The organism is Spiroplasma diminutum CUAS-1 (assembly GCF_000439455.1).
Classification (GTDB): domain Bacteria; phylum Bacillota_I; class Bacilli_A; order Mycoplasmatales; family Mycoplasmataceae; genus Spiroplasma_A; species Spiroplasma_A diminutum.
The window spans coordinates 531,833-554,349 of sequence record NC_021833.1; the positions used below are offsets into that span (position 1 = coordinate 531,833).

The window sequence follows — 22,517 nt, forward strand, 5'->3', positions numbered from 1 at the left end:
GATAAATAAGTTTTTATTTATTAAATTTATAGTTAAATTAAGTTAAAATATTGCTTTAAATCAATAATTCTTTGATTTGAACTTCCTCTATATAAAATATTTGGATCATATAATTCTTTTACAAATCTGCCATCAACTAAAGTATCCACAAGTGTTAAAAGTATATACATTGCTGATTGCTTGTCATCAATATTATTTTTTTTATCTATTAATTCTTCAATAGTAAAGCCAGTGTATAGTCATATATTTAATCCCGTTTCTTTTTTTAATTTCTTAACAAATGGAATTAATTCAATTGCACTAAACATTGGATCTCCACCACTAAATGTTATTCCATTCAATAATGGGTTAGCTTTTATTTCATCAATAATTTCTTTTTCATATTGATCATTAAAATCTTTTCCAATTTTAAAACTTCAACTAATCATATTATGACAACCCTTGCAAGCATGTAAACAACCAGCAATGTAAATTGAATATCTCAATCCAGGACCATCACTTATTGTTTCTTTAAAGATTTTTAATATTTTCATTAATTATTAATTTTATGTTTTACTCTTTCTGCTTCTTCAGCTTGCTTTCCTTTATTTCAACCATCTAAATCACCAACTAAATAACCAGTAATCCTTCTTGTTCTTGAAATATTTTCATTTCCACACATTTGACATTTAAATGGGATTAAAGAAGTATAATTACATTCTTTACATCTATCCACTGGATGATTTAAGCTTCCATAATTAATTCCATATACTCTCATTGCATTGATAATAGAAAGTACAGCATGTAAATTTTTTTTAGCTTCACCATCAAGTTCAATATAACTTATACTTCCAGCTAAAGTTAAACTATGATAAGCAGCTTCCTTTTTAATTTTATTTATAGCACTAATATTGTAATAAACAGGAATATGGTTTGAGTTTGTAAAATATTCTCTGCTTGTAATTTCATTAATTTCTCCAAAATGTTTTTTAGTAATAATCATCATTCTACCTGCAACAGATTCTGCTGGAGTTGCAATTACTCCAAAGTTTAAATGAGTTTTTTGTTTTCATTCTAAAGCAACTTCATTAATAACTTTCAATATTTCTAATCCAAAGTTCTGAGCTTCATCATTTTCTCCATGATGAAAATTTAATAAAGCTTTTAATGCTTCTGCTAAACCAACAAATCCAATTGTTAATGTTCCTTGTTTAAATACTTCTTTTACAAATTCTTGTGGTTCTAAATCTTTTCCTCCAGTTAAAATATTGTTCATCATTAAAAAAGGAAACTCTTTTGCAAGTGCAGTAGATTGATAATTAAATCTTTCTAAAAGTTGATCACAAACTTCTTGAGAATAAAATTTCACTTTTTCTAAATATTTATCTTTTATTTCTTTTTTATTAATTGAATTAAAATCAATTTCATTATTAATAATTTTATTTTCTTCTTTTAATAATTCTAAAGCTATGTAAGGTAAATTTAATGATGTAAAACTTAAATTACCTCTACCTATTGATGTTTTATCACCATTTATATTTTCAAAAACTCTCGTTCTACACCCCATTGTAGCAGGTTCATAGTATCAAGAATTTTTACTATTCTCTTTTCATAATTCATGAGTATTATATTCCTGATCCAAAAACATAAAGTTTGGAAATAGTCTTAAACTAGTTGTTCTAATAGAATTTAAAAATAAATCAAAATTTTTTGCATTTCAAATATTATTATCGTTAAATCAGTCTTCTTGATTCATATTCATTGCTTTTTTATAATCATTTTCATCAAAATTAATTCCAGTTTTAACTTTAAAAATTACAATTGGGAATATTGAAGTTTCACCATTTCCCAAACCTTCTTGTAATGCTTTTAAAAGAGATTTTGTAACTTGTCTTCCTTCTTTTGATGTATCTGTTCCAATATTTATTGAAGAAAAAACTACTTGATTGCCACCCCTTGAATGTTGTGTATTTAAATTATAAATAAAGCCTTTCATTGCTTGATCTGTTTCTTGAATAACATCTTTATTTGTTATATTAAATATTTTTTCAAAATCATTATCAGTTAATTTTATATTAGTTAAATAAACTTCCAATTTACTTTTATTAATTGATTTAAATTTAATTTCTTCATCCAATTTTATTTTATTTAATTGATCTTCGTTAAATTCTATTTCTGAAAAAATAAAAAAGTTCTTCAAATTTTTTATTAAAGCTTTTCTAAAACTTTTATTTACTCCTGGTGCCATAAAATAATCAAAGGCTGGTATTGATTGCCCTCCATGCATTTCATTTTGAGCAGTTTGAAAAACAATTGCTGCCAATTCAGCATATACTTGAATTGATTGAGGTTCTCTAATTAAACCATTTCTAGTTCTAAAACCATTTGAAAATATCTCTTGAATATTATATTGTACACAAGTTGCTGATTTAGTTGGGTAATAATCTAAATCATGTATATGAATTAAAGATTTATTATGAAGTTCTGCATGAAATGGTTTAAGTAAATTTTCTAAAGCATATTCTTTTGAAGTAATTGATGCAAACTTCATCATTTTTCCACTTGGAGTGTTACCATTCATATTAGCATTTTCATTTTTAACATCATTATTACTTATTGATATAGCTTGATTAAAATCTTTTAAAATTTTATCAGAATTTAATTTTTTATTATTCATATTATTTCCTCTTTCTCTTTAGTAACTTAATTGAATATTTATTGTATCTTTTAAGTTGTGAACTTATATTCTCAAATTTTTTTAAAAAATCAAGAATATACAAAAATATAAAAAGTTTATAGAATTGTAAAATAAAAATAAAAAAAGACTATAAAGTCTTTTTTTGAAATTAAATTTCTCTATTTTCACATACATTTTTAAATCATTCATATGATTTTTTTGGTATTCTTGTTTTTGAACCATTACCATAATTATCCTGATCAACATAGATAAATCCATAACGTTTTGTCATTTCACTTGTTCCATGAGAAATAATATCCATTAAACTTCAAGCTGTATATCCAATACATTCTACTCCATCATCTATAGCATTTTGAATTTGCAATAAATGATTTTTAATGTAATCAATTCTATAGTCATCATTTATTTGTCCATCAATTAATTTCTCATCAAAACCTATTCCATTTTCTAAAATGAATAATGGTTTTTGATATCTATCATAAAGTCTATTCATTAAAATTCTTAAACCTACTGGATCAATTTGTCATCCTCATTCGTTTTCTTGTAAAAAACTATTTTTTCCTGTTTTTGCTAGATTTCCTTCTGTTAATTCTGATTCTAAATCATTTACAACACCGCTCATGTAATAACTAAATCCAACAAAGTCACATGTATTTTCTTTTAAAATCTTTTTATCATCTTCTGAGATATTTAATTTAATACCAAATTTATTTAATAGATTTAAAGAAAATTTTGAATATTCTCCTCTATGTAATACATCAAAGAAAGAATAAATTTTTAATTGTTGATCTCTTTCAGTTTTTAAAACTAATTCTGGATTAGAATTTTCAGAATAATTTAAAAGAGTTGCAACCATTGATCCAAATTGAAAGCTCTTACTTATTTCTCTTCCCATTTTTATTGTTTTTGCATTTGCAATAAAAATGTTATTTAATGCAACCATTGAAAGACCTAAAATTTGTGGATGTTCATCATCTCTGAGTCCTGCTCCAGCTCATACACTATAATTTGCTGCATTTATTTCATTAAATGGAATTCAATACTTAACTTTATCTTTATATCTTTCCAGAACAGTTCTTGCAAAATTTAAATAGAAATCAATTAAAATTGGATTCTTTCAACCACCATATTTCTCAACTAGATTAAATGGCATCTCGTAATGAGAAATTGTAATTATAGGTTCAATTTTATTTTTAATTAATTCATCAATTAAGTTATCATAAAATTCTAAACCTTTTTGATTTGGTTCCTTTTCATCACCATTAGGAAAAATTCTTGTTCATGCAATTGAAGTTCTAAAACAATTATTTTTCATATCAGCAATTAATTTTATATCCTCTTTATATCTATTATAGAAATCAACTCCAAATTTTTTTGGATAGATATAAGTACCATCATCTTTTAATGCTTCTTCAAGTTTTTCTTTTGTCATTTTTCTTTCTGTATTAATATCTTTTCTGTCTAAGTTTGGATTATATCTTCTCAATTCTGCAATTGATAAACCTTTTCCATCAATGTTTCAAGATCCTTCAGCTTGATTTGCTGAAATTGAACAACCTAACAATAGGTCTTTGCTAATTTTTTTCATTTTATGCTCCTCTTAATACTTTAATATTTTTTTTATATTCTTCTTTTAATATTTTTTTATTATAGATATCTTCTTTTGATTTTTTATTTGAAAACTGATTCAAATCTTCTTTATATTTAGTTTTCAATAATAAAACCTGTTCATTAATTTTATTAACATCAAAATCGTATTCATCTTTTAATAATTTTAATGTTCTTTGTTCAAAAAATTTAATTTTAGATAAAAGTAATGTTGCAATACAGCTTATAGATATTGTTGTAATCATACTGAATAATCCTCAAAGCATATTACCACCAATTCAAGTTTGAATTCCCAATGACTCGGGTGCTTTTATTGCAAAACCTATCACTCCAAGAATACCAAATGGAGCAGCTGATGTTCATACTCCTGCAGCTGTATATAACAGACATCCAAAGTATGTTCCAATAATTGCTCCAATCATTGGATATACATATTTTATTCCAACAGAATAAATACATGGTTCAGTTACACCTGCAATTAATCCTGATGTAGCATTTGAATATGCTATTTGTCTTATTTTTTTACAATTTTTATATCTGAAACCAAATGTAAATGTTGCAATAGCTGTTGATACATTTGAAAATATTAATAAACCTAATATTAAACTTCCTTGATATTGTGCAATATCTTGCATAATAATAGGTGTTATTGTTCTGTGTAAACCAAATATAACCATTGGAGAATATAAAGCTCCAATTACTGGTGTGAAAATATATTTAGTTATATTATGTGTCATTAAAAAGTTAAATGCTAAAGATAAATAACTTGTAAACAATAACCCTAAAGGTGCAATTGTAAGAATTGAAATTAAACTAGTTAATAATATTACTGTAACTGGTTCAACTAACATTCTAAAACTTCCAAGATTAACTTTTTGCATTAGTCTTTGAATATGAACCCCCATTACAGCAACTATAACCATTGGTATAACCATTCCTTCAAATGATATTTTTCATGGATATCTAAGATCTCCAAAAATACCTCAGCTTGGCATTGCTTCTAAAATTGTTTGTCCTTCTTTTATTTCCAAATCCATTAGAGCTGTAAGTAATGGATTACATAATATAACACCAATTACTAATCCATATATTTCTTTACCACCCATGACTTTAAATGTTGATCATGCTACACCTATAACAACAAAGTATGTCATTCCTCTAGATATTGTTTGATTTAAATCATTTCATTCATTTAATCATTCTTTATCTAAACTATTTGATAATAAAAATATTGGCATTCTTATCATCTCTCATAAACCAATTGCTATAAGAATAATTAATAATGGTGCAAAAACCTGTGATATAAAAGTTAAAAATGATTTCCTTTGAACTTTCATATTTAATTCTTTATCCTCATTTATATCCAATTTTGGTAAACTATTTAAACCATTTTCTTTACAAAATAATTCATAAAATTTATTAACAGTTGGTCCAATTATAATTTGATATTCTCCACTAGATAAAATTACACCTGAAACAAAGTCTAATTTCTTTATTTCATCTGCTTTAAATAAATTTTTATCCCTTAGTATTAAACGTAGACGTGTCATACAATGATATACTTTTTCAATATTTTCCACGCCTCCAACTAAGGAAGTAATTTTTTTAACATCCTCTATTCCGTACTTCATAAATACCTCCAATAGTATTTTCTACTACCTTATTATGTATTTAAAGTAAAATGAACTAGTTTAAAAAGATTAAACTAGTTCATTAAAAAATCAATATATTTTCAAAGATGTATTAACTCAAAGTTTCTATCAATAAATGTTTTTTCAAAATTCTCATTGTCAAAATAATAGACATTATTTTTATTACCTGATAAATAGTCTTTTCAATTTAATGAAGCAATAATAGCTATATTATTTGTATATTTTATTACATGTTCAAAAACTTTTTTAAGAATATTATTATCTCTTCCTGAAAAAATAAATAAGAAATTATTTTGATTTATATCAATATTTGTAATACTTAAAATATCTCTTTCTATTTTAATAAACTTATTATCAATATTATTTTTTAAAAGTACATCTTCTAAAAAGATTGTAGAATATTCTGTTTGATACGAAGAAAAAATAAATATTTTATTATTTTTTAATTCTTTAAAGAATTTGCATAGTGAAGTTCCAACCTCATCTATTCATTTATTTAATATCTTATTTTTTTCATCAAATAATACTTGTTTTTCATTCATAGTATTATTAGATACCTTTAATATAAAATTATTTTCAAATTCAATTTTTAAACGTATTTGTAATTCTCTATAACCACTTACAAGTGCAGCTTTTGAAAATGATGTTATTGTTGCTTTTGAACAATGACAACTAAATGCTAAATCTTCTTGACTTAAAAAAATACCATTTGAAAAATCATCTAATATTTTTTTTGATATTATTTTAAATACTGTATTTCTATTTTCTTTTCCCAAATTATCAATTCTAGTGTAAATAGACTTCATTTTTAATTACTCTTTTCTTTCATTTTAATTATACAAATAAAGTATTAAACTAAAATATAATTTTTTACTTTAATATTGTTTTTATTAAATGATTCATTCTTATAAGTAAAACCTAACTTTTCCATAACTTTTCTTGATGATTCATTACCCTCTTTAAATGACGCTGTAAATATATTTATATTAAATTTCTGTCTATATAATTCAATTATTTCTTTTGCAGCTTCAGTGCAGTAACCTTTATTTCAATAATTTTTGTTTATAATTCATCCAAGATCTACTAAATTTTCTTTTAATCTTGCTTCTATAATACCAATAAGTTTATTATTTTCTTTAAGAACAATTCCATACTTACCTTCAAAATCATCTATAAAAATTTTTGTTATTATTTCTTTAGTCTCATCCAAAGATTTATGAGTTATAAAATCTACATACTTTGTATTTTCTAAATCTGATGAATATTCAAAAATATCTTTAGCATCTTCAATTTGTATTCTTCTTAGAATTAATCTTTTTGTTTCAATCATTTTATATTTCCTTTTTAAAAATTATATATAAAAAATAGAGTTTACTAAACTCTATTTTAATTTTCTAAAAATGATAAAGCTCCCAAATATCTAACTGCTCTATTTGCAAATTTATTTGATTTAGAAACTATTTCAATTATTTTTTCTTTACTTGAATTTTGATCAATATTTTCTGTAACAAATTCATTTATTAAACTTGATATAAATGCATCACCTGCACCTGTTGTATCAACAAGTTCTTCACATTTAATTGTTGGAACAAAAATAATTTCATTATTTCATCCACACATTGTATCTTTACTTCCACGAGTAATACAAATTAAACTTTTTGAATTTTCATTCATTAGAACTTTTAATGCCTCTTGCTCATCTTTAATATTTGTAAGTAAAATTAATTCTTCATCACTTAATTTAATTAAATCAGCTGATTGTAAAAAATCTTTACAATGATTTTTAAATTCATCTATTTCATTTTCAGTTACTCAAAGTTTATCTCTAAAGTTTGGATCAAAACAAAATTTAATATTATTAGTCTTTGAAAATTTAAATAATTCCAGATAAGATTTTTTTAAATCTCCTTCTAAAAATCCTGTTGCACTTCCAAAGTGTATAAAATTAATTTCTTTTAATTCATCTTGTGAAAATTTTGATAGATCAAAATCTGCATCACTGTTTCTAATAAATTCAAAAAATCTTTCTTTGTTTTCATCTAATGTAACCTTTGCAATTGTTGTTGGTAAATTAGAATTTTGAATAAAATCTTTTTTAATATCAAATTTATTTATAAATGTATTAATTTCATTTTTGTAGTTATCACTTCCTAAACTACCCATAAAATAACTTTCATTATTTTTTAATGCAGCAATTGAACAAGCAACATTGAAACTTGCTCCACCTACTTCAGCTTTAACTTCTCCTTCAGCTGAATACACATCCATTAATACTTCACCTATTGAAACTATTTTTTTCATAATATTAATTTTCCTTTAACTTATTTTTAAACATAATATTGTTTCAAATATATTTATTTGAATCAAGTTGAATTACTTTGACATTTTTTAAATCAGTTGAAATTTTATTATGATCTTTTATAAAGAATCTCAACGAAATTGCATGTTGACCATCATTAATAAAAATTTCTAAACAACTTCTATCAATTAAAATTCTAATATTATTAATTTTTAAATTACCTAAATTAATTAATGAAGGTAAATTTATTTCATCATTGTAATCCATATTTGTTCTATCAATTCAGAAAATATTATTTTGATTTTTTAAAATAATATTCTTATTTTCACTTTGTAATTTAATTTCAAAATTATTATTTGAAATATCATTTGAAATAATTTCAACTAAACCATTTTCATAATTAAAAACATTTTCTTGATAATTAATTTCATTTAATCTTAAATTTTCTAATTCTTTAATTGGTAATTGATACAGAGAATCGTTCTTTACAAATAATTCTCTTGGAATTGTTAAGTGATTACTTCAAGTAGTTAACTCTTTTGGAAACGGACTTGATTTTGAATTTCCTAATCATCCTAACATAATTATTCTATCTTGTGTATTTGAAAATATTTGTGGTGCATAAAAATCAAAACCTAAATCAATTTTTCTTAATTGAGTTTTAAATTTAAAGTTAGCATCATTGTCTACTTCTACTTCTCGATATTTAACAAAGTGACTTCCTTCACTCAAAGGTGTGTCTTGTTCAAGACAAGCAAAAATAAATTCTTTTCCATCTAAAACAAAATAATTTGGACATTCAACCATGTATGAATTTTGTTCATCACCTTTATCAACAATAATATCTTTTTTTCAATTTCAATTGTTTCCATCAAACTCATAAACATTTAGAACACCTTCTTTGTTTAAAGTCTGTGCTCCATTTAACATAAATAATTTATTTTCTTTTTCAAAAACAACTGGGTCTCTAAAATGTCCTGTATATTTTTCTAAATCACATTCAAATAAAAATTCTTTTGTAATAACTTTTTCTCTTAAATCAATTAACGCTTTTAATGTATAACTTGTTCTATCAACATCATTAAACTTAACATTTCCTGTATAATAAATTTCCATTTCACCTTTTGAATTTACTCTTGCACTACCTGAAAAAACACCATTCTTATCATATTCATTTGAAGGAATTAAAGTTAATCCTTCATATGTATAATTTATGAAATCAACAGTTGTGTATAGAGCTCATGATTTATTGTAGTGTTCTATGCTAAAAGGACAACTTTGCATGAATACAAAATATTGTCCTTTGTAATATACTAAACCGTTTGGATCATTTGTTGAACCAGAATAACTTGACAAATGAAATTGATTGTTATATCAATCACTTTCCTTTTTTTCGTGATACTGTTCGAACAACTCTAAGTGACTTTCATTTATTAAACTATATTTTTCTCACTTCATTTTATTGTTCTCCATTTTGATTACTATTATTTATTTTTTTTCTTTTCTTCTTTAGCTTTTTGTTTTTCAACTTTATCATTTTCTTTTGAAATTTTTACTTCTTCAAGATATTTTTCATATTTTATTTTATCTTCTTTTAACTTAATTTCTTTTTCTTTTAATTTTTTAATTTTTTGTTCTGATTTTTTTACTTTATCTTCTTTATCTTTTAAGTCAACTTCTTTTTTAAGTTTCTTTAAATCAATTTCAGCATTAGTTAATTTAGTTGAGAAATTTGCTAATTGTTTTTCAGTAACTTTTTTTCCAGCTTCTCAATAAAAGAAGAATGTAAGAGCAAATGCAGATCCAAATGCTACACCATTAACTAAAATAATTAATAATAAGTTTCTAATACTATCTGAATATAATAATAGTCCTGGAAGTACTGTTACTCCCATACCACTACAAGTAACATTTAATAAACCAGCTACAAATCCTCCAATGAATCCTCCAATTGAAGCAAAGATAAATGGTTTAACTTTAGGTAAGTTAACTCCAAATATTGCAGGTTCTGTAATACCAAACATAGTTGAAACTGCAGAAGACATTCCCAAGTTTCTTTCTTGTTTTGATTTTGCTTTTAAAGCAACTGCCATTGCAGCTCCACCTTGTGAAATAATTGAAGCTGTTCAAATTGCATTAAATATTGATCCAGTCATTATTCCAGCTTCGTTTGGAATATTTCCTTTAATTACAAGTTGCATTTCTAAACCTTGTAATACTTGATGACAACCTGTAATTACAATAGCTTGTAAAATTCCTGCAATTAATCCTGTTCCAAATCCAAATGGAATAGAAAGAATTGCTTGTGTACCAATTAATACTCCCTCTTCAACTAATAATAAGATTGGCCCTAAAACAAATAAAGCAGCTAATAATGAAATTAAAATTGTTAAGAATGGAGTAAAAATAATATTTACAGATTTTGGCATTCATAATTTAATTCATTTTTCTAAATATGCAACACCAATACCAATTATTAGTGCTGGCAATACAGATCCTTGATAACCTGTAATTGGAATTATTCACAATTTAATAGGTGTAACTCCTTCTTCCATTCAATTTAAGCCTTTAGAAATTCAAAATTCTTTGGCAGTTAGTCCTTCTATAGGATTTTTTGCTCAATTTTCTACGAATTTACTTTGTGCTTCTCAAGCAGAAATTGCTCCTTTATCTGGTAATAATGGACTTATTAACATTAATCCAATAATAATCCCAAGTACTGGGTTTCCACCAAATCTTTTAACTGTAGATCAACAAACTAATACTGACAATGAACTAAAAGCTGTTTTAGTTACAATATCAATAATAATTCCTAATAATGATGATGAATCATAATTAAAAATATTCTTAAATAAAGCAGCAACACCCATTGCAAGACCTGCTGCAACAATAGCAGGAATAATTGGTAAGAATATATCTCCCAATGTTTTCATGCTCATTTGTAATCAAGCAAATTTCCCACCACTATTTCTTAGTGCATCTTTATTTGCTTTTGCCTTTAATTTAAAGTCCTCAAATGAATCTGATTTTGAAGATTCATTTGAATCCTTTGAAGTGATATTTACTTCTAGTAGTTTTTGAACTTCTGCATAAGCTGCTTCAACAACACCAGTTCCTAAAATAATTTGTAATTGATTTTGAGTTCAATTTGTTCCCTTAGCAATTGGAGAAGCTTTAATTTCATCAATATTTACTTTTTCTTTGTCAATTACATTAAAACGTAATCTTGTAACACAGTGTAAATATGATTCAATATTTTCTTTTCCACCAACTGCATCAACAAATCTTTTTGCTTCTTGTGCATAATTTGTTTTTTTCATTGTTAAGTACCTTTTCTATAATTAATTTTATTTTCTTCACTCAATAAAAGTTCATTCGAAAAACTTTGGATTATATCAACTTTTTCTAAACTCTATAATTTCTCCAAAGATATCATAGACTCTTCCAGAGTCTAAAATAAATGACTTGAAATTTAAATTTTGAAAATGCTTTAATAGTTCAAAATTTTGTTCCTCTTCTGTAAAAGAAATATTTTTTGAAGAGTGACTTACTATTATATTTGAGTTTTGCTCAATAAATAACATTAAACCATTTTGGTTTAATTGATCAATAGTGAGATTTTTAAATTTACTTTTTGATATATAACTTTCTTGATAAAGAATATTTTCATTTTCTTTTGTCTTTCTAAGACATTTAAAATGAAATAGTTTAATACCTTCTTGGAATCCTGTTAATTGAGAAATATTTTTATCACAAGTAACTTCAATTAAATCATAGTACTCATTTTTTGATCCTGGAAATAATTCTCTAAAACTAAATAATAGATTATTTGAAAGTTTATCTTGTACAACAAAGCCTTTTCCATTAACTGATTTAACAATTTTTAATTCAATCAACTTATTAAACGCTATTCTAATTGGTTGTTCAGAATATTTAAACTTTGTTTTTAACATATTCTGACTTGGTAAAATTTCTCCTGGTAATACTTTATTTTCTCTTATTAAATACATTAAATAATCAAAAACAATTTCCCATTTCTTATCCATTTTTAAAATTCCTTACAACACTATTATACTGAGTTTTAAACTAGTTTAAATAGTTTTCTAAAGATTTTTTACCTCATTTAGTTTTTAAAAGAACTGTTGACATTCCAGCTGTTGCTATTGTTGAAATAAACATAGCAATTGAAATATGAGCTCCCATTGGAATATTTTGAAGTATTGAATTAATATTTTCACCTTGTAAATATTCTTTTGTTTGATTTACCGTTCAATCAAATTGAACTAAACCTATTCAACTAGCACTTCCAAGTGAATTTGCAACAGTATGTGTCATTCCCAATCATCATCCTGCAATTCCACTTCCAATAGCAGCTGCTATAAATAATGGTTTAATTTGAAGATTTATTCCAAACATTGCAGGTTCTGTAATACCTGTAAAGCCACCAATTGCACTTGAAGTTCCTTTTGTAATCTGTTCTTTATCTTTTTTACAAAAGAATATAAACACAAGTGCTGCAGTTCCCTGAGCAATATTTGATACACAAGCAACTGGTGTAATAAATGATGAGGAATGTCCATATTTTAATTGAGTATCCACCAATAATTGAGTTTCAATTGGTAAAAATCCTTGATGCAATCCTGTAATAACAAGGAAAGGATAAAAGAATGCAAATATCATTCCACCAAAACCAATAAAGTTTCAATTAGTATATTTAAACATTGCAGCAAGTCCAATTGATATTCCTTTTCCAATAATTTGTCCTAATGGTCCAATTATTCAAAACGCTAATCATGAAGATAATAATACTGTTCCTAATGGAACTACAATAATTGCAATAACATTAGGAGTAATTTTTTTAAACAGTTTTTCTAAATTAACAGATATTGCCAATACCATTAAAACTGGTATTATTTGTGCTTGATATCCAATCAACTTAATTTTGAAAAATCCCCCTGCTACATTTCCAAATATTTGATAATAAACTCCAACAGTTTTATTTAACATTTCATCATAATTGTTAATTGGAGGTTCTAAACCATTATTTTTTAATCAATTTTCAAATGCCAATTTTCTGGCTTCTTCAATTATGTTTGAATCTGTATTTAAATCAAAACCTAGTAAAACTGGAGTATTTGTTGCATAACTATTTAATAATCCTGGTGAAATTAAAACCAATCCCATTGCCATTCCTAGATAAGGATTACCTCCTCATTTTTTAGCTGCACTGTAACCTACAAATGCTGGCAATGATCCTAAAATTGCTCCTCCAATAATATCTAATAATTTTGTAAATCCAGATGTTGGTGCAAAAGTTCCAATTAATGATTTTAATGCAAGTGACATACCACCAGCAATAAAAATAGGAATTAACGGAACAAATATTGAAGCAAATGAGTTCATTCCTCTTTTTGAAATCATAAAAACATTTGATTTAAATGATACATCTTTTCTTCATAATGGTTCTTTATTTTCAATGTCTATATTTCCTTCAGTTGAAGATTCGTTCATAATAATTTTCATTTGATTAAAAAGCTTATCAACTATTCCTGCTCCAATAATAATTTGATGTTGAGTTTCTTGTTTTTTATATCCTTTAAATAAAGGATGCTTCTTTACTTTTTCAAGATCAAATTTTTCATCATCATTTAGGATGAATCTTAATCTTGTTGCACAATGTTGAATTTCTTTGATGTTTTCTTTACCACCAATTAATTCCAGCATTAAAGAGGCGTCGTCATAAAAATACTTTTTTGCCATATTTCCTCCTGTATATCACTTTAATTATTTAGTTTAAAACATTAAAGTAATAGACCTATGATTATAAGTTTTTAAATAAAATAAAAACCCCTATTTCTAGGGATTTAATCAATTGAGAATTTATAAGACATACTAAACCAATATCATGGAGTAATATTGGTTTTGAGCATAATTTTAAATAAAAGTATTTTTTAGAGGACATCTTTTCAAATAGGTAAAAATTTTACATAGCAGTATGACTAGGCAATATTCCAATAGAGATCAAAAAATTGTTTATATTGTACCTTTATGCTGTAATTCTAAAAAATGTTACTTTTAAATTAAACTTATATTTTTTTTGCGGAAGAAATTGAAATCTCTCCCTAAAAATATTCTTTCAAATTTTTTAGTTTATAAACATATAAGTTGAAAAAATATTCTACTTTTAAGTTGTTAAATGATTATTATTATATTTTAGAGATACTAAAACATTTTTAAATATGAGATTTCTCTTTGCTTTTTTTTTTTTTTTTTATGATTAAGAGGTGCTAATCTTCTCCTATTATGATTAGTACACTAACATTTATATTTAGTAAAAAATAAAATAATTCTTCTTTTTAAGTTATATAATAATAAAGTTAAGGGGTGAATTTATTTTATGAAAAACAAAGTGTGATTCATAACAGGTGCTAGCCAAGGTTTTGGTTTATTATTTGTTAAAAAATTACTTGAAAAAGGACATTGTGTTGTTGCTACAAGCAGAAGTCCTGAAAAAATAGTAGAAGAAATTGGGGAAAATGATTGTTTATTAGCAATTAAAATAGACTTGTCTGATCAAAAACAATTGGATGATGCTATGAAACAATGTGTTGATAAATTTGGGTCAATTGATATCTTATTAAACAACGCAGGTTATGGACAATTATGAACATTTGAAGAATCTTCAGATGAAGAAATTAGAAAATGTTTCGAAGTTAACTTCTATGGTACATTAAATGCTACTCGTAGTGCTTTACCATATATGAGAAAACAACAATATGGACATATTTTTACAACAGCTTCAGTTTGAGGTTATGTTGGAGATCCATATACATCAACTTATGCTGCAGTTAAATTTGCAACAGATGGTTGAAGTGAAGCTTTAAGTCATGAACTTGAAGGTTTAAAAATTGGAATAAGTTGTATTAAACCTGGTGGATTTAGAACTAATTTCCTAGAGTCAACTTCAATGGTAACTGGAGAAGACAAAATAACTGATTATAAAAAAAATAGAGATGAATTTTTCCAAGGTCTATCTAAGTTTAATAAACAACAAGATGGTGATCCAGAAAAATACTGTGATTTTATAATTGATTTAACTTATAAGGATTCAAAACCACCACTTCATATTTTTACAGGTAGAGATGCTTATAAGAAAGCAGAAGACAAAATTGCTAAAATCAGAAAAGATATGGAAGAGTTACAACAAGAAGCTACAAACTTACATGTACAATAAAAAATCACGATTTAAATCGTGATTTTTTATATTTAAAATTGATCAATTTATTTTTATTGTATTGTTTTATTCAAAACTTAAATTAAAAAACACAAGTAAATTGTGTTTTTTAATTATTTAAACTATATAAATTAATTAAATGTTCTGCTAAATCTAAAATAATTATAGCACTTGTCAAATGATCTTGTGAATGGATAAAAAGCAATGATATATCTAATTTTTCTCCACCAGCTTCATCAGAAATAAGTTCAGCATGAATTTTATGTACTTTATTTAATTCCAATTTTGCTTCTTTAAGAGTTTCTTTTGACTTTTCAAAGTCCCCTTCTTTTGCCATATTGATTGCACTTAGTCCTAAGCTTTTTGCATTTCCTGATGTTGCTATTAATTCCATACTAACATTTATAATTTTTTCATTCATATTATTGATAATCTCCTATTTTTTCTATATGTTTATTTTTAAAAAGAAGATCATCTAATTTTCATTCATTGTCTTCTTTACTATATATGAAAAAGATTGTTTTCATAAGTGCTTCACTTTTATCTTCTTCATTTTTATATCTAATATCTTCAAAAAAAGTATTTGTAACTGAAAATATCATGTGATTTTTAGAGGAAATTGATTCTATTGTATAAATACTTATATATTTTATAACTAAATCATTTCCTGCCTGAGAATCATAGTAATTTATTATTTCTTCTTTCATATTTATACATTGACTTTTAAAATTATTAGTTTCTTTTTCTATGCCAGAACAAGAATCTTTTTGTTCAACATTTAAAACTATTTGTTTATAATAAATATCAGTCTTATTTTTATATTCGATATATAAAAAACCTTTAAATCCATAACCTCAAGTAATTACAGCAGTTAAGGAAAATAAAACTAATATTAGTAGTATTGAAAGTCATCAATATAACGACTTCTTATTTAAAAATGTTTTTTGACAAACTTCTCTTTCACTTATTTTATTCATTCTACCTCACTTATTTTGCAGTAATTAAAACTGACTTATAATTTTCCACGTTATTTTTTTCAATTAAAATTTGAATTAAAATATCTATTAAAAATATAAATGGAATTCTATTTCCCCTTATTAAAGATTTGAAATTTTTATCATTATTAAACACAGATAAATTTAAATCAGATAATTCTTTTATTCTATTTTTTTCAATTCCCGTTAATGAAATTAGAAATTGCTGTTTTTCTTTTATTTTTTCAGCTAAAGTTACTAATTCCTTTGTTTCACCAGATATAGAAAATATTATAAAAAGCGACATTTCATCTTTTCTAGAATTTACACTTAATAAAGTTTGTTGAATTATAGAATCATTAACTGCAATTGCATTAAATCCCAATCTTTGTAGTTTTAATGAGAAATCGTATGCAACAGTAAATGTACCACCTAAAGCAAATATAAAAATTTTATTTGCTAAATTTATTTTATCTGTAACTTCATAAATTTTATTATTATTAGATAATATAGAATAATTTTTTTCTAATATTTCATTTATATATGTCATTTCTTTTTCTATTAATAAACTTAAGCTTTCATACTTAACATCTTGATCTTGGTCATTGAAAATAGCACTTTTCTTATAATTTTTAATTTCATATTTAAATTCAGCAAAAGATGAATATCCTAATTTTCTAATAAATCTTGTAACTCCACTAGTTGAATAATTAATGTTTTTTGCAAACTCTCTTATGTCAATAGTATCCATTTTTTCTAGATTATTAATTATAAATTCAACAATATTCTTATTAGTTTCATCACTATTTCTAATCTTTTTTAATTTTACAATTACATTTGACATAATTTTCCCCTTATCAATGTTGAACAATTTTTATTAATCCAATAACTGACAAATTATCTTTATTTGAGATTATTATATCATCTCCCAGTATTTTTTTAGCAACACTAAGAATATACTTATTATTAAATATTCCACCTGTAGCTTTCAATATTATAGTTTTGCCCTTAATTGATTCAATAATTTTTTTATAGTTAGATATTCTTAAAAATAATTGATAAATATATGTATACAATACATTTATATCTATCTTAATATCTTCAATATTCAAAATTTTTTGTTCAAATCTTTCAAGAAAAAAATATATATCCACATCTAATAGTTTACATTTTGAAAAATCTAGACTTTCTATTTCATCTAATTTAATATTCATTTGTTTAGCAATTAGTTCTATATTGTTTCCGCCATTTGAAGACGAAATTCCATATATATATTTATTATTATAAATTGGAAAACAATAATCATATTTGTATTTGGTATCAACAAAACTATCTGAAATATATCTAATACCTAATGTAGTTCCAACAGACAACGATACTTCATTATCTGCTGTCACAGAACCAATTGCTGCTGCTGCACCATCTGAAATACCTAAATCTATTGATAATTCAAAATTATTTATTTGAGTTTTGAAAACTCTTCTTTTAGTTAATATTTTTGGTAAATTAACTTCATTCAAATTTATATAATCTAATATTTCAGAACTATAATTTAGGTTTTTACAATCTACAACTCCAAGTGCTGATGCATCAGATATTTCAATATATTTTTTTCCTGAAAATTTATATAAAATATAACTCTTTAAAGTTGTAATATGATCAAAGGAATATGAAGTTTGATATTTAATTTTATAAATTGGTAAAAATGAAGAATTTACTAATCCATTTATACTTCTAAACAGTTCCTTCTTATCATTTGGAATATCAAATGATATATTTTCTATTAGTGTTCTTCCTTTTCCAATTTGTTCATAATTATTATTTAAAAATAAAATTGTATGCATAGCAGAAGAAAAAACAATTAATATATTTGAATTGTACTTTTTATTAACATCAATACAAAAATCTCTTAAGAAATCAAATAATTTTTCTGCACAAAATAAATTTTCATTATCAAAATAAATATCTTTATTTGCTTTTGAAATACTCTCGATATTTTTCTCGTTCTTATAAATTTCAATTTTTATATTGGTTGTTCCAAGGTCTATAAATATTTTAATCATTAGGTATAATTTTAAAATGTGTTCATGGAGTAATTTCGTCTAAAATATAATTCATTTTATCATCTAATCTTCCAACTACATTTCTTAAACCATCATTTGGAATATCATGTTTTACAATTTGTAACTCACCTTTATATTTATTGTAATTATTATTTGGTATAACAAGAGAACCAGCTGGAATAATTTCATTATTATAGTTTCTTGGTTTTATGTCAAAATCTTTGTATAAAACTCTTGTTGTTGTACTTCTTAATATATTTTGTGCTATGTCACCTCTTACAAAATGATTACCATAATCTATAATTTCTAATTCTTCTTTAGTCACATCTTTTTCTAATGATACTTTTATATGTTTTCTAAAATCAAAATGTTTAATTATTGATTCAAAATCTTTTTTATTTGCACATTGAGTAGAAATATAAATATAGCTTACAAATGAATTTGATAAAAAGTGATTCACTTGTAATCCAATTTCTAAATCCCTATGCATTTCCAAAGTTGGTAAATTTTCACTTACATCTCAAGGTCCAACACTTTCGTGATCAGTAATAGTTACAAAAGCACCCATTCTTAATCCCATTTTTTTTATATCATCGTTATATTTTTTAAAAAGTTTATAGTCTAATCCAGAATGTCTTTGTGGATAAAAATTATGTAAAGCTTGTAAGTTTTGTGTATTAGCTCCATAACTAATAATATTTCTTATATGTTCATTAAATGTTGAACAATTTAATTCAATTTTAATATTATAACTATTGTATGTTAAATGTGATTCAAAAATTCCGTTAAATTGGTCATCAAGTCTTAAACAATCAATATTTAACTCTTTAAAGAAAAGTAAATCAGGATTTTTATAATTTATATTTATTGAATCAAATGTTGATTTATTTACATCAATTGTTATATAGTAACCTCTTTTTTTTGCTTCATTAATTGTATCTTTATATTTTTCTAAAAGCTCAGAATTTTTTTGTTCTAGAATATCAATAAAATTGATAAAAAGTAAATCAAATGAATAAGTTTTAGCAAGATCTAAATATTCTATTATTTCTTTCATTTCAAGCTTTTCAGGATATATAGAAATTCCTAATTGCTTTGATATATTATTCATAATTTTGTCTCTCCATAATTTTATATAACTGTTTTACTTTTTCTATATTTGTAATACCTGTATCTGCATCTATAATTGAATTATATACGTGAGGTATTATTGCTTTAACTTTTGCATCTAATGCAATTTTTATAACTTCTTCAAAATTTTCTAAATCTAAACCACCTGTTGGTTCAATAACAAAATCATTTTCAGCACATGCTTTAACAACAACTTTGTATTCTTCTATAGTAGATAAACCATTCATAGGGAAAAATTTAATTGAATCTCCTCCCATATCTTTAATAATTTTTATCGCTGTATTTATTTCAACTATAGCATCCTCATTATCTTTTGATGAACTTAAAGGACCAGTATTAATTTTTACAAATCCTGGTTTACCTGTTGGAGAAACCAAACAATTTATAAAGACTTCCTCATTTTCAAAATCACTAACAGTTAATCCAACTCCTGTAAAAACTTGATTTGCATGAGCTGGTTTAATTCTTTTTGATAATCTGGCAACCATATATGATTGTTTTGGATCACCAGCTCCTAAACCAATACTAATTTTATTGTTTATTTCGCTCTTTCATTTAGACATTTCATTGAATGCTAAATCATCATTTGCAAAATCCTTTGATAATATTCCAACTACAACATTTCCCTCTGTAGCTTCAACAATTTCTTTTGCATTGTTTAAATCTTTTGCTAAGACATTTAAACATATTCTTTCTTTATAAAAGCAAATATTTTTTTTATTCATTTTACTATTCTCCTAATATTCTTATAATTTCTTGATTAATTATTTTTGCTTCTTCAAGAGATATATTTCTTAAATCTATATCCAAAAAGCCTTGAAGTGAAAAATAATCTCTTAAATAAATTGCAACATCATTTTTTTTCAATCTTTCTGATAATTCTCTTGCCGAGATTATACTATCTTTAATTTCAAACCTAATTCTTTCAATATTTCTATCATCAATATCTTTTCAGCAGACAATTTTTGAATTATTGTTAAATATATCTAAATATGAATTAAAATTGATAACTTTTTTAGGAATATAATTTTCTAGTGCTTTTAACAAACCATAGATATTTTCTTTTCCAATTTTCATTACTCTGCCTATTATATTAGAATGAAGTTTTATATTATTAATAATCAATTCATTTTTACCAAAAACAAGTCCTGATGTTGGACCTTCTACGGCTTTAGAACCTGAGAAAATAACAACATCAATATCCATAGATGAATATTTTTTTATGTCTTCCTCTGCTGCACAATCAACTATTAAAGGAATTTTATTCTTTTTAGAAAGATCTATAACTTCTTGTAATGAAGCCATATTTTTTTGTACACAATGATGTGAAACAACATATAGTATAGCTGCTGTATTAGAATTTATCTGATATTCATAATCCTCTTTTTTACACATATTTGAATATCCAGCTTCAATTGTCTTAGCCCCAATTAAGTTTAAAAGAATTTCAATAGGAGCCCCAAAATCAATATTTTGCCCTTTGGCAATTATGATCTCATTATTATTTGGGACAATTTTATTTACATCATAAACTCTATCTTTATATATTGTTGCTGCTGCTGCCAATGATATTCCAGCTGATGCGGAATTTACTACACAAACATTTTCACTATTAATTATTTTTTTAATTTTTAAATTAACTTCTTCTTTAAATTCTGACATTACAAAAAAATTATTTCCTGCATATTTGATTGCATCTGCAACATCATCACTTATTCTTGACACTCCTAATATACTCATTCTTCCATCTGCATTTATTACTTTTCTAAAGTTATTTTTCATATTTTGGTACCTCATAAAAATTTCCATTAACAATTACAGCATACGGTTTTATTTCTTCTTCAATTTCTATAGAATTATTTAATGAATCAAATTCTAATAATTTATTTTTTTCAATTTTAAAAAAGGTTAAATTAGCTATATACCCTTCTTGAATTTTTCCCATTTTCTTTAAATTAAAATGTTTATATGGATTATAACTAACCATTTTTAAAATCTCTTCTCATTCAAAACCAATACTTCTAAATTTTGACATTGTAACTGCTAATGATTTAACAGTTCCATCCTCTATATTTTTATTATAAATATCTGTGCTAATAATATCAGGTTTAAAACCATTAGCATACGTACCATTTACACACTTATAATTAAAACTTTCACTGCCATGACCTACATCAAAAATAATTCCTTTGTTAATACAAGTTTTTAAATCATTTGTTAATGTATAATCAAAATTAAAAACAGAATTATTTTTATAATTATAAATATGAGTTATGATATCTCCTTTTCTAAGCCTTTTAGATATATCACTAAATTTAGGTGGTTCATTTCCAATATGGACCATTAATGGTTTCTTTATATTTTTTAGTTCTCTTTCTTCTAAAAAAATATCAAGAGGTTTAATTCCTTTATTTAAAGTGACACTTTTACTCATTCTAGCTTTAAAACCAATGATAAAGTTTTCATATTTTTTATCAATTTCAAAGGTTATATCTTCTAAATTTGATAATTCAGATTGTTTATAAATTCCTTTTTTAGAAATATTTAATAATATTCTTAAATCTGTTTTTAAATTTTTTTTAACTTCTCACATTTTTTCAATTCCATCAATACCAACAGACCCTGCGTCTACTATTGTAGTTACACCCATCTTATATCCAATATCTTCAGGATTTGAACCATAAATTTTATTTGTTTCATCACAATGAACATGTGAATCCATTCATCCATAACTTACAAATATATCATTTTCAAATTTTATTTCTTCAAAATCAGTTTCTAAAAATTGATCTGGCTTATTAAATAAAATTTTTCCATTAATTATATAAATGTTTTTTTTAATATTATTGATATCTTTTATATTGAGTATTTTTAACATA

Annotated in this window: 20 protein-coding genes; 1 reads left to right on the top strand and 19 read right to left on the bottom strand. The window is 24.4% G+C overall.

From position 1 onward, the window contains the following. Window positions 1-32 precede the first annotated feature (32 nt). The 11 genes from nrdG to SDIMI_RS04465 form a co-directional block, all read right to left on the bottom strand. Window positions 33-533, bottom strand: a complete 501-nt coding sequence (nrdG, locus tag SDIMI_RS02490; RefSeq protein ID WP_020836422.1) for an anaerobic ribonucleoside-triphosphate reductase activating protein — start codon at window positions 531-533, stop codon at window positions 33-35. Further along, the gene (locus tag SDIMI_RS02495; RefSeq protein ID WP_020836423.1) at window positions 533-2,656 is read right to left on the bottom strand and encodes an anaerobic ribonucleoside triphosphate reductase; all 2,124 of its coding nucleotides are present in this window, start codon (window positions 2,654-2,656) and stop codon (window positions 533-535) included. Before SDIMI_RS02495 ends, nrdG begins: the two co-directional genes overlap by 1 nt. Window positions 2,657-2,825: 169 nt before the next feature. Beyond that, the gene (locus SDIMI_RS02500) at window positions 2,826-4,265 is read right to left on the bottom strand and encodes a glycoside hydrolase family 1 protein (RefSeq protein WP_020836424.1); all 1,440 of its coding nucleotides are present in this window, start codon (window positions 4,263-4,265) and stop codon (window positions 2,826-2,828) included. A 1-nt stretch (window position 4,266) separates the two neighbouring features. Next, window positions 4,267-5,916 (bottom strand): PTS transporter subunit EIIB, encoded by a 1,650-nt coding sequence (locus tag SDIMI_RS02505; protein WP_020836425.1) that lies wholly within the window; start codon window positions 5,914-5,916, stop codon window positions 4,267-4,269. Window positions 5,917-5,990: 74 nt separating this feature from the next. Beyond that, window positions 5,991-6,743 carry a hypothetical protein gene (locus tag SDIMI_RS02510; RefSeq protein ID WP_020836426.1) on the bottom strand — a complete coding sequence of 251 codons (753 nt, stop codon included), beginning with the start codon at window positions 6,741-6,743 and terminating at the stop codon, window positions 5,991-5,993. Between the two features lie 44 nt (window positions 6,744-6,787). Further along, window positions 6,788-7,267, bottom strand: a complete 480-nt coding sequence (locus SDIMI_RS02515) for a GNAT family N-acetyltransferase (RefSeq protein WP_020836427.1) — start codon at window positions 7,265-7,267, stop codon at window positions 6,788-6,790. 56 nt (window positions 7,268-7,323) lie between these two features. Next, a complete protein-coding gene (locus tag SDIMI_RS02520; RefSeq protein ID WP_020836428.1) occupies window positions 7,324-8,238 on the bottom strand; it encodes a carbohydrate kinase family protein in 915 nt (304 codons plus the stop codon). 4 nt (window positions 8,239-8,242) lie between these two features. Beyond that, window positions 8,243-9,694, bottom strand: a complete 1,452-nt coding sequence (locus SDIMI_RS02525) for a glycoside hydrolase family 32 protein (protein ID WP_020836429.1) — start codon at window positions 9,692-9,694, stop codon at window positions 8,243-8,245. 26 nt (window positions 9,695-9,720) lie between these two features. Next, window positions 9,721-11,556 (bottom strand): PTS transporter subunit EIIC, encoded by a 1,836-nt coding sequence (locus tag SDIMI_RS02530; protein WP_020836430.1) that lies wholly within the window; start codon window positions 11,554-11,556, stop codon window positions 9,721-9,723. Window positions 11,557-11,583: 27 nt separating this feature from the next. Next, a complete protein-coding gene (locus SDIMI_RS02535; protein WP_020836431.1) occupies window positions 11,584-12,282 on the bottom strand; it encodes a GntR family transcriptional regulator in 699 nt (232 codons plus the stop codon). Between the two features lie 40 nt (window positions 12,283-12,322). Continuing rightward, window positions 12,323-13,996, bottom strand: a complete 1,674-nt coding sequence (locus tag SDIMI_RS04465) for a PTS transporter subunit EIIC (protein ID WP_020836432.1) — start codon at window positions 13,994-13,996, stop codon at window positions 12,323-12,325. Between the two features lie 637 nt (window positions 13,997-14,633). On the opposite strand from SDIMI_RS04465, the gene SDIMI_RS02545 reads away from it, so the two are divergent. Next, window positions 14,634-15,470, top strand: a complete 837-nt coding sequence (locus tag SDIMI_RS02545) for an SDR family oxidoreductase (RefSeq protein ID WP_020836433.1) — start codon at window positions 14,634-14,636, stop codon at window positions 15,468-15,470. Between the two features lie 109 nt (window positions 15,471-15,579). Here the strand turns inward: SDIMI_RS02545 and SDIMI_RS02550 are convergent, their stop codons facing one another. Genes SDIMI_RS02550 through SDIMI_RS02585 form a run of 8 tightly spaced genes read right to left on the bottom strand, consistent with a single transcriptional unit; the run spans window position 15,580 to window position 22,516 of the window. Further along, window positions 15,580-15,891, bottom strand: a complete 312-nt coding sequence (locus SDIMI_RS02550; RefSeq protein ID WP_020836434.1) for a PTS sugar transporter subunit IIA — start codon at window positions 15,889-15,891, stop codon at window positions 15,580-15,582. A 1-nt stretch (window position 15,892) separates the two neighbouring features. Beyond that, on the bottom strand, window positions 15,893-16,447 hold the full coding sequence (locus tag SDIMI_RS02555; RefSeq protein WP_020836435.1) for a hypothetical protein: 555 nt from the start codon (window positions 16,445-16,447) through the stop codon (window positions 15,893-15,895). A gap of 10 nt (window positions 16,448-16,457) precedes the next feature. Next, window positions 16,458-17,288, bottom strand: coding sequence for a MurR/RpiR family transcriptional regulator (locus tag SDIMI_RS02560; RefSeq protein WP_020836436.1), 831 nt, complete (start codon window positions 17,286-17,288; stop codon window positions 16,458-16,460). 10 nt (window positions 17,289-17,298) lie between these two features. After that, window positions 17,299-18,507: an FGGY family carbohydrate kinase gene (locus SDIMI_RS02565; protein ID WP_020836437.1), complete on the bottom strand. Its 1,209-nt coding sequence runs from the start codon at window positions 18,505-18,507 to the stop codon at window positions 17,299-17,301. After that, window positions 18,500-19,618: a MupG family TIM beta-alpha barrel fold protein gene (locus SDIMI_RS02570; protein ID WP_020836438.1), complete on the bottom strand. Its 1,119-nt coding sequence runs from the start codon at window positions 19,616-19,618 to the stop codon at window positions 18,500-18,502. The genes SDIMI_RS02565 and SDIMI_RS02570 overlap by 8 nt, the downstream gene beginning before the upstream one ends. Next, window positions 19,611-20,363, bottom strand: a complete 753-nt coding sequence (dagF, locus tag SDIMI_RS02575; protein ID WP_020836439.1) for a 2-dehydro-3-deoxy-phosphogluconate aldolase — start codon at window positions 20,361-20,363, stop codon at window positions 19,611-19,613. The genes SDIMI_RS02570 and dagF overlap by 8 nt, the downstream gene beginning before the upstream one ends. Before the next feature lie 4 nt (window positions 20,364-20,367). Further along, window positions 20,368-21,420 (bottom strand): PLP-dependent aminotransferase family protein, encoded by a 1,053-nt coding sequence (locus tag SDIMI_RS02580; protein WP_020836440.1) that lies wholly within the window; start codon window positions 21,418-21,420, stop codon window positions 20,368-20,370. Next, window positions 21,410-22,516 carry an amidohydrolase family protein gene (locus SDIMI_RS02585; protein ID WP_020836441.1) on the bottom strand — a complete coding sequence of 369 codons (1,107 nt, stop codon included), beginning with the start codon at window positions 22,514-22,516 and terminating at the stop codon, window positions 21,410-21,412. Before SDIMI_RS02585 ends, SDIMI_RS02580 begins: the two co-directional genes overlap by 11 nt. Between the last annotated feature and the right edge of the window lies 1 nt (window position 22,517).